We start from the raw sequence: 13,510 nt of genomic DNA, 5'->3' as shown, positions 1-13,510 counted from the left end.
AAATTTTATTTAAAGATTATTCTCTTGTTGGTTTATACTGAAGGCTTTCTCCATGTTGTTTGACAAAGTCACTCATCTCTGAGTCAGGAATTTGTCGAAGGTAGAGATTGGCACGAATCGTATCATCTTCTTCACGACAAGTAGAAAGAACAAGATATTTATCCTTAGCTGATACCTTGACATTTGGCTTCTTAACCTCTGCAGTATCATAAATAGTAGTTAGCTGTTTCTCAAAATCTGCATCATCATCAAAAGAAGTACGGTAAAAAGCTGTTTCTTCTGGAACAATGATCATAGCAACAGCTTCATAATAATACTTTCTCTCTGGAGTTTCAATGACAACATAAGGGTGTTCATCAAAATATTCTTGGCGACTGAAGTAATTCACATCTTTAAACATGCGGTGGTCAGGAACTTTACTACCACGAGCGTGACCAAATAACCAAGTCAATCGATCACTAAAGTCCTTCTTGTTATCAGCATCCATAAAGACTGCACCCATTAAAGGTTCGTTAACGCCATCAAAACGCTTATCCAAATAAGTCGCATTATCCGTTGTTTGAACGACTGGCTCATCTAACTGTGTACCAGGAATATATACATAACCAACCGTTTCAGAGTTTGTTGCGAGCAAGCCTTTAAACTTATTAGCGAGATATTCTTTTTCTTCTTGGCTAGCAGTATAGGTTTGCTTTGGAGCTTCCTGAGTAACCTTTGCATCATTTTGTTTATTCTCTGTCGGAGCCAGGAAGCTTTTATAGATAAAGAAGCCTCCCAAAGCAACGATAGCTACTGCAACGATAGAAGCAATTATTTTAGTAATTGGTGATTTCTTTGTCGTAGAACGTCTACTCATCTTTTCCTCCCTCATTTTTTACCAAAAAAATCACTGAAACCAAGTTTCAGTGATTGGCTACTTTTTAAATAAAATTATTTAGCAGCGTGTGTTTTTGGAAGAGCTTTTTGACCTGCTTTAGCATTTGCGCCAGCTTTTTTAGCTGCTTCGTCTGCTTTTTTAGCTTGGTCTACAGCACCTGGTTTACCATCTTCTGGTTTAGTTGCTGCTTGGTCAGCTGCTGCTTGATCAGCAGATGCAGCTTTACCTGTTTGGTTAGCTTGGTCTTCAGCGATACGAGTTGGGTTAGGTTTGTTATCTTCAACACCAGTTGGGTCGTTCCAGTAGTTACCTTGAGCTTTAGCTGCGTTACGGTATGTTTCTTGCAAGTATTGGATTGCACGGTTACGTTGTGAATTTGTTGCGTCAGCCAAAACTTCATCAAGGTTAGCTTTAGCAGTTGCTACAGCTTTTTCATGAGTGTGACCAACGATTGCTTGAGCTTTAGCAAGTTCTGCACGAGCTGCAATCACTGAAGGTTCTTTTTCAACAGCTGCTGCGATATCTTCTGGGTGAGCTTCTACGTATGCATAAGCTTGATCTGCAATATCACGTTCAGAAACATATTTCTTTTGGATCAATTGGTTAGAAGAAGCTGGGTTTTCTCCTTGTGCAAAAACTGGAGCTGCTGCTGAGAATACTGCAAGAGCTGCTACTGATGCCAATAAAACTTTTTTCATTGTTTTATCTCCTCTTTAAGTTTAATTTTAATTATAAGGATAATCCTTATTACCTCAAATTATATCACATATATTTAAGTTGTCAAGCTTTTTCTTAAACTATTTTTAAAATTTCTGGTAAAAAACGAGTAAAATTTATTATATTCTTAAAAAACAAGCAATATTCTCGAAAGATTAAGGAAAAAAATGGACTAAAAAACGAACAATTAGTGAAATTTTCACATTTTTCTGATCTAATTAAGAAAACTCCCAACAAGGTCTATCACTTTATTAGGAGTTTTGTCTGATCTAACGAATTCGTTAGATTTTTTTCTCAATACTAAATAATGGAGATAGAGGACGTTTTTCATGGATACGGATAATAGCATCTGCCAAGAGATGAGCGATAGAGATTTGCTCAATCTTATCAATTAAACGCTCTTCTGGTAGGTAGATAGTATCCAAAACAACTAATTTTTTAATAGCTGATTTTTGGATATTATCCATAGCAGGCCCTGAAAGAACTGGGTGCGTACAGCTTGCATAAACTTCGACAGCACCAGCTTCTGCAAGAGCATCCGCCGCATGGCAAATAGTTCCAGCTGTATCGATCATATCGTCAATCAAGATACAAGTCTTGCCTTCTACCTTACCAATGATGTTCATCACTTCACTGGTATTCATCTTGTCCACGCTACGACGTTTATCAATAATGGCAATCGGAGTTTTCAAAAACTCTGCCAATTTACGAGCACGAGTCACCCCACCATGGTCTGGACTGACAACCACATAGTCAGAACCAACCATGCCACGACGCTCAAAGTAGTCTGCAATTAAAGGAGCACCCATCAAGTGATCGACAGGAATATCAAAGAATCCCTGAATCTGTGCAGCATGCAAGTCAATCGTCAATAAACGATCCACTCCAGCCACTTCTAGCATATTTGCTACAAGTTTTGAAGTGATTGGCTCACGCGCTCTCGCCTTTCTATCCTGACGTGCATAGCCATAGTAAGGCATAACAACGTTGACAGATTCTGCACTGGCGCGTTTCAAAGCATCTACCATAATCAAAATTTCTAGCAGATTGTCATTTACAGGTGAGCTAGTTGATTGTAGGATAAAGACGTGTTTCCCACGGATCGATTCCTCGATATTAACTTGAATTTCTCCATCTGAAAATTGACGTACAGTCGATTTTCCCAACTCTATCCCAATCTCTTGCGCCACACGCTCTGCCAATTCTCTATTTGAAGAAAGGGCAAACAGCTTTAAATCAGAAAAAGACATGATTTCCTCCAGTATTTATGTATCACTTGTGTTTTTTCACAACATTTTTCCAACTACCATTGTAGCGCTTTTTTCTTGATTTTTCAATAAAAAATAAGACAAGAATGGACATTTATCCCCTTGTCTTGTGCTCATTTATATTCCTTATATTCAAGCTGAAATGTGACAACTTAGACATTCTATCTCATAGGAAGATAGGAACTCACAAATGAAAAGTTAGTATACCTCTCTCATACTACCTGTATCCACATCATAAACAGCCCCTGAAATAACCACATCATCTGGAATCAATGGGCATTCTCGAAGTAACTGCATATCCTCACGAACACTCTCCTCAACGTCTTGAAAAGGGAGAAAATCTTGACCCGAGACATCAACCCCTAATTCAGCTTTTAAATGTTCTTGAAACTCTTCGTTTTGAAATGTCTGAGCACCACAATCTGTATGATGAAGAACCACAATCTCTCTTGTTCCCATTTGTTGCTGAGAAATCACGAGTGAGCGAATCATATCGTCTGTCACTCGACCGCCCGCATTCCGTAAAATGTGGGCATCTCCCAGAGCTAACCCCAAAGCTTGTGCAACGTGCAGACGTGAGTCCATACAAGTCACAATGGCTACTCTTGTTTTCGGCTTGATTGGCAGATTTAACTGCCCATGCAGGGCAACATAAGCCTGGTTGGCTTGCATAAACTGTTCAAAATACGACACGATTTTCCCCTTTGAAAATTTGATAATCAAACATTTCTCCTATCTTATCATTTTTAAGAGTATTTGTCAGCTGTCAACCTCCCTATTAAAAAACCAGGACAGAGACATCCAGCTTCTAGCTTGAGTTTCTGCCCTAGTTTTTTTATTATTATGAACCTTTTTGAATATACTTGTTAAGAGAGCCTGCAAAGCTTTGAAGATTGAGACTTTGTACATAGACCTCACCGGTACCTCGGAAGGTATTCGCCACTCCTTCGCCTGTACCAATAGACTGCCAGAAGCCATTTTCTAAGTGGATATTATAGTCTAAAGATTGACTCCAAGCTACCACATGGGCATTGTCTATAGTTATTTCTTGGTTTTGTAGCTCAATTTTCTTAATAGAGCCAAAAGCATTGGCCAAAAGAGTTCCCTGACCTTGAGTAGTCATTACGAAAAGACCACCTTGACCTCCGAAAAGTGCTTTCCCAATAGATTGGTGCTCCATTGTATAGAAAGCCGTCCCATCAAGAGCCAGAAAAGCCCCATCATTCAATCGATACTGCTTTTCACCTAGTTCAAGAGCAATCACTTGACCAGGAGTATCTGGTGCTAAAGCAAGGTTGCCGTTGTCAGACTCAGCAATAGCTTGGGTGATAAAGGTACTTTCGCCAGAAACCATAGAACGCCCCACAGCTTTGACAAAACGTCCTAAACCAGAACCACTAGCATTGAGCTGAGTATTGAGGCTGACATTAGGTGTGTGGTAAACCATGCTACCGCGCTGGATATAGACGGTTTCTCCTTGATTGAGTGACAACTCTACCAAAGGAAATTGCATATGACTGTCCATAGAAAATTTCATCAGAAATTCCTCCTTGTTTTTAATAAATGTTAACAATAAAATATTTTACAATCTAAAACTGAGTAAGACTATTAGGCAAATACTTTTTTCAAGACTTCTCCGATAGTCGTCACTCCAATCACCTGAATTTCCTTAGGTGGCTTAATACCTGTCAAGGAATTCTTAGGTACATAGATTTTTGTAAATCCAAGTTTAGCAGCTTCATTGATGCGTTGCTCGATACGATTCACGCGCCGAATTTCTCCAGTCAAACCTAATTCTCCTACAAAACATTCCTGAGGATTGGTTGGCTTGTCCTTATAGCTCGAAGCTATAGCAACTGCAACCGCTAGGTCGATAGCTGGCTCATCTAATTTGACACCACCAGCTGATTTAAGATAAGCATCCTGATTTTGGAGAAGCAAACCTGCCCGTTTCTCCAAAACAGCCATAATCAGACTTGCACGATTGAAATCAAGGCCTGTTGTAGTCCTCTTGGCATTTCCAAACATAGTCGGTGTCACCAAGGCCTGTACCTCTGCTAAAATCGGACGCGTCCCTTCCATAGTCACCACGATGGACGAACCAGTTGCTCCATCTAAACGTTCTTCTAGGAAAACTTGACTAGGATTGAGCACCTCAACCAAGCCACCTGATTGCATCTCAAAAATCCCAATTTCATTTGTCGAGCCAAAACGGTTTTTGACTGCTCTTAGAATCCGGAAGGTATGGTGGCGTTCCCCTTCAAAGTAAAGAACCGTATCCACCATATGCTCCAACATACGAGGACCCGCCAAGGTTCCTTCCTTGGTCACATGCCCTACAATAAAGATGGCAATGTTATTGGTTTTGGCCAGCTGCATGAGTTCTGCAGTCACCTCACGCACCTGAGACACAGAACCTTGAACTCCAGAAATCTCAGGAGACATGATGGTCTGGATAGAGTCGATGATAAGAAAGTCTGGTTGGATTCGCTCCACCTCAGCTCTCACGCTCTGCATATTGGTCTCAGCATAGAGATAAAACTCACTATCAATATTCCCCAAGCGCTCTGCACGGAGTTTGATCTGTTGAGCAGACTCCTCACCACTGACATAGAGAACTGTCCCTACTTGAGACAGCTGGGTTGAGACTTGTAAGAGCAGAGTTGATTTCCCAATTCCTGGATCCCCGCCGATAAGAACGAGACTCCCTGGCACCACACCTCCACCAAGAACTCGGTTGAACTCCTCCATTTCAGTCTTTGTTCGATTGACATTGATGGAGGTCACTTCAGCCAGTTTCATAGGCTTGGTTTTCTCCCCTGTCAAGGACACACGCGCATTCTTGACCTCTGCAACCTCAACTTCCTCAACAAAAGAAGACCAAGACCCACAGTTAGGACAACGCCCCAGATATTTAGGGGAATTATACCCACAATTTTGACATACAAATGTCGCTTTTTTCTTTGCGATGATTCTAATCCTTTCATTTTAAAATCTCTTATTAATTTTCCAAATCAGTAACTATTTCTTTTCAGAACAATCAGTCCACCATCATCCGCATGGACATAATACTCCCCATCAGAACTAAATCCAAAAATATAGGGTAAATAACCTTTATAAATTTGAGTCCTAGTTTCTTTATTCTCTTCCCAATAAATGGTTAAAATCGGATATTCTTCAGATTGATCTTTAGCCATTGTCACTCGGATGTCTTTACCATTATACAAAGGAAGGATTCCACCATATTGTCCAGCGATAGGGATAGGAGAGTCATAACCATCACACATAGCTACTAACTCTATCTCATCGTAATCCCCATCTATTGGAGTGACTTGACCTTTTTCACTATCGATGATGGACATATATTCTGAAGAAATGCAAAGGATTTTTTGATAGTCTCCTGGAAGAAAAGCCAAGTAAAGAAAACCTCCAATACTAATCTCATACACCTTCTTATACCCTTGACAATTTTCTGCGGTAAAAGCTTGAAAATCCTTATAGCTCATTTAATTGTGCTTCTTTCTATATCTCTATCTCACACTCAATCACTTGGCAAAAATCAATCTTCTCGTCTGGTACAAATTGGCGCATGAGCATTCGATGGGTGACAACAACGACTGTCTGATAGTCTCGATACTTGCCCATAGATTCTAGAAACCGAGACCTCATTTCCTCAGTTGTCTCATATTGAATAGGACAATTAGGAGGTAAGGATCCATTATTTTCTAGAAAAAGAGTACGAGCTTTTTCAAAATTCTCTACGCCACTTTCATAGACTTGCCATTCATGCAATAATGGCTCCACTCTCAAAGGAAGGCCAGTAGCACAGGATACATAAAAAGCCGTTTCTAAAGCTCGCGTCACTGCAGAAGACACCAGGATATCAGCTGAGCCAAACAAAGGATTTTTGCAAAGTTCCTGAGCTTGTTGTCTTCCTTTCTCAGATAAGGGTGCCAAATCTATCCCGAATCCAGTATAGGAACGCTCCTCTAACTCACGGTAATCTGGCTCCCCATGACGTACAAAGATAATCTTCATCTTAGTGCCCAGTTGATCCAAATCCACCAGTCCGCACGCCATCTGCCGCATCGCCATCCGCAATCAAAAATGGAGCAAAGACAGCCTGAACCACACGTTCCCCAACTTCAAGAATCACTTCTTGGTCAGTAATGTTTTTCATCTGTGCAAAGATATGTCCTTCATTTCCTGGGTTACCATAATAATCTCCATCAATGACACCCACAGAGTTAATCAAAACCAAGCCCTTCTTACGAGGGTTTGAAGAACGATCATAGAGATAAAGCACTTCTGTCGGTTGCATATAGGCCTTAACCCCTGTTGGAACAAGGACAATCTCACCTGGAGCAATAACTGTGCGCACAGCAACCTTTAAGTCGTAACCAGCTGCATGTGCTGTCTCACGCTTGGGTAGCAAACTCTCATCTGTAAAACTAGAAACTAATTCAAAACCACGAATTTTCATATTTCCCTCTTTTTAATCTTTTATTCTAGGCTATTTTATCTTATTTATTCGAAAAAAGCACGAAAAATCTTCTATATAAAATAAAGAAAAGTGTCCTATCAAAAAGCAAACAATAAAATCATACAAAAAATTTAAAGATATTTAAAATGTCACTTATTTTCCCTTTTATTAACAAACTCATTCCTTTTTAGCCATACTTAAACTATTTTCTTTAAAGCACAAAAAAAGAGCACACAATTCACTTCGCTTAGGGCTGCTGGATTCCTCCCCTGACCCGCTTCACGCAGAACTGTTGCTCCATTAGTTATTATACCACATTCCCAAAGATTTTAAAAGAGAAATTATTTTTTCCGTCGATTTCTAAAAAATTCCTGCATAATGCTAGCACAGTCACTCTCTAAAATCCCCGTCTCAACATCCACACGATGATTAAGACGCTCGTCTGTCAAAATATCATACAGACTTCCAGCTGCACCAAATTTCTGATTTTTAGCCCCATAGACTACCTTTGGGATACGGGCAAGCCCAATCGCCCCGCTGCACATCACACAAGGCTCAATGGTCACAAAAAGTGTGCAGTCCAACAAACGCCAGCTCTCTTCCCTCAGATTCGCATTCTCGATGGCCATAATTTCCGCATGCATGACCGCACGTTGCAACTCCTCACGTGCATTGTGCCCCCGACCAATGATTTCTCCATCCTTTACAATTACGCAACCTATTGGGATTTCATCATTCTCTAAAGCAATCTCCGCCTCCTTTAAGGCCTCTCTCATAAATGCTTCTTTCTCTTCAACTGTATAATCCATAGCTTCTCTCTTTCCACGCCTATCAATTCTATCATTATAGCATGTTTTCCTAGACAAAAAAAGAGCTCTATAATATTTGCAGAAACCAACTTTAGATAGTATTCAATCTCTGGTTTGTAGAAATAATGTTTTAAAAAGAGTATAATAGTAGCAAAATTTAGAGAAACACTAGAAATCATGAACTGAGAGTAATGGGGACAACTGATACAGAATGTCCAGATCTGTCGGAAGATTTTTAACTATAAGTCTCCAAGAGATGATTATCCTGAGATTTAAATAATAAACAAGATGAAAGAGTAAATAATGAAATTAGAATTTTTACAGGATGAACCAAAACTTAACTTGATGTTTCCATATAAAGATACATTTAATAGAGTAGGGGGACCATCCATGATATCTATATCTGTTATGATTCTCTGGATTCTGAAGCATCTGATGACTTACAATACTGATTTTGCAGACAAGATTGTTATGGCGGTAGCGCTGATTTATGCTCCCCTCCTTATATGGTTTTTAGGCTATTCTCTCTTCATAAATGGAGTAAAATTAGAAGTTTATAAAAACAATATTGTTCAGTATTATACCTATAGCAATAGAGGCCACAGCCTATTACATTATCAATTTAAACTTCAAGATATTGAACAACTAACCATTAAAAGGCGTCCCTTTAACTGTGTAAAGTTAACCATAAAAATTAAAAATCCTATTTTTTTAGAAGGACATGAAAAAAAACTAAATAAGCTAGTCAGAGTCAGTATCATCACAGATAAACTAAAGGCAGATGCTTTTATGCATGAAATGAAGCTATTTCAAAGTGATAAATCAGGCAATCAATTTATCAAGTAAGCTGATTCAGAAAAAATTCAAGTTTGTCTAACTTACAAATTCTCAAGAAAATAGTTCACTGATGAGGCTGGGATCAGAAATCCCAACCTCATTTTTGCTTAAGTTATGAGACTTTGATGTGTTAGCCAACTGAACGATTTGTTGGTATTTTCCAATTCAAAAAGCTCCTTTTACCGAAACTTCTTTTCTGCATTCACAACCTTAACTAATTTACCAAAATGTTGAAAACTCGTAGAACTGGGGCTACCAAATCAAGACTTAATCTAGAGACTTAATGCCCAATGTTTTTTCTTCATATCCTACTTTCAAGAAGACACCCAGATAGGACTTAAAAACTGAAAAAAAAGCCACCGAATGCGGTGACTTTATAGGGAGATTATTATGAAAAAGAAAAGTTTAGGATATTTGTTACAACAAGTTAGGAGGTCTTCTTGTAACTGTCTATAGTATAGCTGAACTATCTTAAACAAATCTTAAAAAATCTCTTATGACCAAACACTTTCTAAAATATTTGTTTGTTCACGACCAGGACCTACTGAAAAAGTAGAGATACGAACACCAACCAATTCGCTAACACGGCGAACATAGTTACGTGCATTTTCAGGAAGATCTTCCAAAGTACGTACTCCAGTGATATCTTCTGACCAACCTGGTAATTCTTCATAAATAGGTTTACAACGTTTCAATTGTTCAAGACTAGCTGGATAGTAGTCAATGCGTTGACCGTCAAGATCATAAGCAACACAGATTTTAACTGTATCCAAACCACTCAAAACATCGATAGAGTTCAAAGATAAATTTGTAATGCCAGAAACACGGCGACTATGACGCATCACAACTGAGTCAAACCAACCTACACGACGTGGACGACCTGTTGTAGTACCATACTCATGACCTACTTCACGAATGCGTTCTCCCACTTCATCAAACAATTCAGTTGGGAATGGACCATCACCAACACGACTTGTATAAGCTTTACATACACCTACAACCTTGTCAATCTTGCTTGGACCAACACCAGAACCAATTGTCACACCACCAGCAACAGGGTTTGAAGAAGTAACAAACGGATAAGTTCCTTGGTCAATATCTAACATGACCCCTTGTGCACCTTCAAAAAGAACACGTTTGCCATTATCAAGTGCATCATTCAAGATAACAGAAGTATCTGTTACATATTGCTTGATTTGTTGGCCATACTCATAATATTCTTCAAAAATATCATCAAATGAAATAGGTTCGCTATCATACAATTTTACAAATTGACGATTTTTCTCAGCAAGATTGCGTTCTAAACGTTCACGGAAAATCTCTTTATCCAAAAGATCTGCAATACGGATTCCAACACGAGCAGCCTTATCCATATAAGCTGGTCCGATACCCTTGATAGTAGTACCAATTTTATTTTCACCCTTAGCTTCTTCTTGCAGACGGTCTAACTCGATGTGGTACGGCAAAATAACATGCGCACGATCAGAAATACGTAGATTATCTGTTGTAACACCTTCATCATGAAGATAGCTCAACTCTTTCACAAGTGACTTAGGATTTACAACCATCCCATTCCCAATGACAGAAATTTTTTCAGGGAAGAAAATTCCAGAAGGAATCAAGTGCAACTTAAATTTCTTTCCATCAATCACAATTGTGTGACCAGCATTATCACCACCTTGGTAACGTGCAATCACTTCTGCATTAGCTGAGAGGAAGTCTGTAATCTTCCCTTTACCTTCATCACCCCACTGGGTACCTACAACAACAACTGAAGTCATAATCTTGTCTGAGCCCTTAGGCTCTTCCTTTCTCACATACATGGCAGGAATCTCACCTGCAATTATATCTTACAATTTATTATAATAAAGATTCTCAATTTTTTCAAGACCAAAGACCAGAAACATTAGGGAATTAGAGAAAATTAGAAAATTAATATTTAAAAAATATTGTAAATTTATATTATGAAAAGAAAAAACTATAAAATCGTTCGGAAATATGAAAATTATAAATTATCCCCCAACACAGTCATTTGAAATCAATAGCTGTTCAATGTACAAACGGTAGCAGGCTCTATAGTGGAAAGAAAATAAAGGATGCATAATATCAATCTTGTACCAAACTAAATAATATAGTAAAAATCGAAGATGAAAAACTTCCCATTCTAAATCATTATCTACTAAATAACTATATTCCTTTTCAATAACATCATAAAAATCAAGATATTGTTTATAAATCTGTTCAATCATTTTATTTGACTCCATTTCTATTGATAAAATGAGTATAACAAAAAAATAGAAGAATCTGGGAAGATACTTCTATCATGTACTATAATGAATATCCAAATAAATAACAGATAAAAAAATTAACAGTTCAGGTCAACAATCCTACATTTCAAAAAAAAATCTAAAATTTCTGTAATGAAAGGAAATCACTGTAGGAATTATTCTAGTTTATTTTATTAGATAAATTGTAAAATATATTGCACAAAAAACTCATAGCGTATCATTGGTGTAAACTGTAGGTAACCACACAAACAGAACCCGAGGAAAAACTATGAGCTACTCCCATCCTACCATAACTAACCGAATAAAGATAGAAACTTACTTGGATTTAGGTTTGAAACCCTGCCAAATTGCAAGTAAACTTGGCGTCCATAAGTCTACCATTTTAAGAGGGTTAATACAATGCCAAAATGGTTATTCCGCAGTCTTAGCACAGAAACAGTACAACCACAGAGCTAAGCAAAAGGGCCGGAAGTCTTGTTTAACACCAAAATTGAAAAAGGAAATTGAGAACTGTTTAAAATCTTCCTGGTCGCCTGAACAGATTTATAACCCCTATCAACTTATACAAAAGCCAATAGTAGATTTTAAAACCATCTATAACTGGCTCGATTGATCTAGATATAAGAGTCCTTCGTCGTAAAGGAAAAACTTGACACCCCAAAGAAACACGTCAGACATTTAGGATTGGCACGCCGATTACTAAACGTCCTAAAGAGGTCCGAAATTGTGAGAATTTTGGTCACTGGGAGATCGACTTCCAGAGGCAAAAGCAAGGGCTGTTTAGCAACCTTCCTGGAGCTGTAAAATCGCTTTTACTTAACTTTCAATATAACAGATAGAAGAGCCAAAGCCATGTTTTCAGCCATCGAACAACTTTGTAGGCTATTTCCAAAAGAGGCTTTTAAAACCTTCACTTCAGACAGGGGAAAAAATTCGCCTGCTATCCTCTGGTAGAGAACTTAGGAATTTCCTTTTTCTTTGCGGACACCTATTCATCCTGGCAGAGAGGAGGCAATGAAAACGCAAATGGCTTACTAAGAGAATATTTCCCAAAGAAAACAAATTTAGCCGCTATCTCTGAGGAGGCTTTGAACATAGCCTTATATGATGTCAATCACCGACCACGAAAATGTTTAGCTTACAGAACTGCTTGTGAAGCTTTAGTAAATGAGTTCTAGTAAATGTTGCACTTATTCTAGCAATTTATCTCATTAAAAAAACTCATCTGAACTATGATTGCAACATAGCAAAATCCATTAATGAATTACTTATAAAAGATATTATATATTAATAAAGAGCTAAATAAAAAAAGGATCAAGATGACCCCTGAAAGATAAATAAAAAAACGTTCCTTAGAACGTTTACATACTCCGCCAGTAGGACTCGAACCTACGACATCATGATTAACAGTCATGCGCTACTACCAACTGAGCTATGGCGGATTAAAGCTAAGCGACTTCCTTATCTCACAGGGGGCAACCCCCAACTACTTCCGGCGTTCTAGGGCTTAACTTCTGTGTTCGGCATGGGTACAGGTGTATCTCCTAGGCTATCGTCACTTAACTTCGAGTAATACCTACTCAAAATTGAATATCTATCAAATTCCAAGAAAACCTTCACGCTTCGTATTCTCAGTTACTTTGGATAAGTCCTCGAGCTATTAGTATTAGTCCGCTACATGTGTCGCCACACTTCCACTTCTAACCTATCTACCTGATCATCTCTCAGGGCTCTTACTGATATAAAATCATGGGAAATCTCATCTTGAGGTGGGTTTCACACTTAGATGCTTTCAGCGTTTATCCCTTCCCTACATAGCTACCCAGCGATGCCTTTGGCAAGACAACTGGTACACCAGCGGTAAGTCCACTCTGGTCCTCTCGTACTAGGAGCAGATCCTCTCAAATTTCCTACGCCCGCGACGGATAGGGACCGAACTGTCTCACGACGTTCTGAACCCAGCTCGCGTGCCGCTTTAATGGGCGAACAGCCCAACCCTTGGGACCGACTACAGCCCCAGGATGCGACGAGCCGACATCGAGGTGCCAAACCTCCCCGTCGATGTGAACTCTTGGGGGAGATAAGCCTGTTATCCCCAGGGTAGCTTTTATCCGTTGAGCGATGGCCCTTCCATACGGAACCACCGGATCACTAAGCCCGACTTTCGTCCCTGCTCGAGTTGTAGCTCTCGCAGTCAAGCTCCCTTATACCTTTACACTCTGCGAATGATT

Annotated in this window: 13 protein-coding genes, 1 tRNA gene, 2 rRNA genes, 1 other RNA gene and 1 pseudogene; 2 read left to right on the top strand and 16 right to left on the bottom strand. The window is 39.0% G+C overall.

Features of this window, described 5'->3' with window-relative positions; genetic code table 11:
• Positions 1 to 16: 16 nt before the first annotated feature.
• From srtB to tadA, 11 genes are all read right to left on the bottom strand, one after another.
• Positions 17 to 856 carry a class B sortase, LPKTxAVK-specific gene (srtB, locus tag HMPREF1116_RS04455; RefSeq protein WP_000091241.1) on the bottom strand — a complete coding sequence of 280 codons (840 nt, stop codon included), beginning with the start codon at positions 854 to 856 and terminating at the stop codon, positions 17 to 19.
• Positions 857 to 930: 74 nt separating this feature from the next.
• Positions 931 to 1,575 (bottom strand): amylase-binding adhesin AbpA, encoded by a 645-nt coding sequence (abpA, locus tag HMPREF1116_RS04450; RefSeq protein ID WP_000756778.1) that lies wholly within the window; start codon positions 1,573 to 1,575, stop codon positions 931 to 933.
• Between the two features lie 300 nt (positions 1,576 to 1,875).
• Complete coding sequence (locus HMPREF1116_RS04445) at positions 1,876 to 2,844, bottom strand: ribose-phosphate diphosphokinase (RefSeq protein ID WP_000010179.1); 969 nt, start codon at positions 2,842 to 2,844, stop codon at positions 1,876 to 1,878.
• Between the two features lie 216 nt (positions 2,845 to 3,060).
• The gene (locus HMPREF1116_RS04440; protein WP_025171246.1) at positions 3,061 to 3,555 is read right to left on the bottom strand and encodes a beta-class carbonic anhydrase; all 495 of its coding nucleotides are present in this window, start codon (positions 3,553 to 3,555) and stop codon (positions 3,061 to 3,063) included.
• Between the two features lie 148 nt (positions 3,556 to 3,703).
• Positions 3,704 to 4,399: a TIGR00266 family protein gene (locus HMPREF1116_RS04435; RefSeq protein ID WP_000672723.1), complete on the bottom strand. Its 696-nt coding sequence runs from the start codon at positions 4,397 to 4,399 to the stop codon at positions 3,704 to 3,706.
• A 71-nt stretch (positions 4,400 to 4,470) separates the two neighbouring features.
• The gene (gene radA, locus HMPREF1116_RS04430; protein WP_196793437.1) at positions 4,471 to 5,835 is read right to left on the bottom strand and encodes a DNA repair protein RadA; all 1,365 of its coding nucleotides are present in this window, start codon (positions 5,833 to 5,835) and stop codon (positions 4,471 to 4,473) included.
• 41 nt (positions 5,836 to 5,876) lie between these two features.
• Entirely contained in the window at positions 5,877 to 6,368 is a 492-nt protein-coding gene (locus tag HMPREF1116_RS04425) for a hypothetical protein (protein ID WP_000120552.1), read from the bottom strand.
• A gap of 16 nt (positions 6,369 to 6,384) precedes the next feature.
• Positions 6,385 to 6,942: a histidine phosphatase family protein gene (locus HMPREF1116_RS04420; RefSeq protein WP_007554720.1), complete on the bottom strand. Its 558-nt coding sequence runs from the start codon at positions 6,940 to 6,942 to the stop codon at positions 6,385 to 6,387.
• Positions 6,902 to 7,345 carry a dUTP diphosphatase gene (locus tag HMPREF1116_RS04415; protein WP_000701995.1) on the bottom strand — a complete coding sequence of 148 codons (444 nt, stop codon included), beginning with the start codon at positions 7,343 to 7,345 and terminating at the stop codon, positions 6,902 to 6,904. The genes HMPREF1116_RS04420 and HMPREF1116_RS04415 overlap by 41 nt, the downstream gene beginning before the upstream one ends.
• Before the next feature lie 211 nt (positions 7,346 to 7,556).
• Positions 7,557 to 7,654: signal recognition particle sRNA small type (gene ffs, locus HMPREF1116_RS11785), an RNA gene on the bottom strand.
• Positions 7,655 to 7,686: 32 nt separating this feature from the next.
• A complete protein-coding gene (gene tadA, locus HMPREF1116_RS04410; protein WP_000386760.1) occupies positions 7,687 to 8,154 on the bottom strand; it encodes a tRNA adenosine(34) deaminase TadA in 468 nt (155 codons plus the stop codon).
• A gap of 303 nt (positions 8,155 to 8,457) precedes the next feature.
• On the opposite strand from tadA, the gene HMPREF1116_RS04405 reads away from it, so the two are divergent.
• Positions 8,458 to 9,000, top strand: coding sequence for a hypothetical protein (locus HMPREF1116_RS04405; protein WP_000763023.1), 543 nt, complete (start codon positions 8,458 to 8,460; stop codon positions 8,998 to 9,000).
• Positions 9,001 to 9,485: 485 nt separating this feature from the next.
• On the opposite strand, the gene HMPREF1116_RS04400 is transcribed toward HMPREF1116_RS04405, so the two are convergent.
• Both HMPREF1116_RS04400 and comW read right to left on the bottom strand, forming a co-directional pair.
• Positions 9,486 to 10,772: an adenylosuccinate synthase gene (locus HMPREF1116_RS04400; protein WP_025171244.1), complete on the bottom strand. Its 1,287-nt coding sequence runs from the start codon at positions 10,770 to 10,772 to the stop codon at positions 9,486 to 9,488.
• A 231-nt stretch (positions 10,773 to 11,003) separates the two neighbouring features.
• A complete protein-coding gene (comW, locus tag HMPREF1116_RS04395; protein WP_000572528.1) occupies positions 11,004 to 11,240 on the bottom strand; it encodes a sigma(X)-activator ComW in 237 nt (78 codons plus the stop codon).
• A 307-nt stretch (positions 11,241 to 11,547) separates the two neighbouring features.
• Between comW and HMPREF1116_RS04390 the strand changes: the two are divergent.
• Positions 11,548 to 12,457: pseudogene (locus HMPREF1116_RS04390) on the top strand (IS30 family transposase).
• Between the two features lie 190 nt (positions 12,458 to 12,647).
• Here HMPREF1116_RS04390 and HMPREF1116_RS04385 read toward each other — a convergent pair.
• From HMPREF1116_RS04385 to HMPREF1116_RS0102040, 3 genes are all read right to left on the bottom strand, one after another.
• Positions 12,648 to 12,721, bottom strand: a tRNA-Asn gene (locus HMPREF1116_RS04385).
• A 5-nt stretch (positions 12,722 to 12,726) separates the two neighbouring features.
• Positions 12,727 to 12,842: ribosomal RNA gene (rrf, locus tag HMPREF1116_RS04380) — 5S ribosomal RNA — on the bottom strand.
• Positions 12,843 to 12,919: 77 nt separating this feature from the next.
• Positions 12,920 to 13,510 (bottom strand): 23S ribosomal RNA (locus tag HMPREF1116_RS0102040); the annotation flags it as partial.

This window comes from Streptococcus sp. SK140, assembly GCF_000259525.1.
In the GTDB taxonomy this organism is placed as follows: domain Bacteria; phylum Bacillota; class Bacilli; order Lactobacillales; family Streptococcaceae; genus Streptococcus.
The sequence above is the reverse complement of the archived record's forward strand: the minus strand, read 5'-3'. Positions and strand labels throughout refer to the sequence as shown.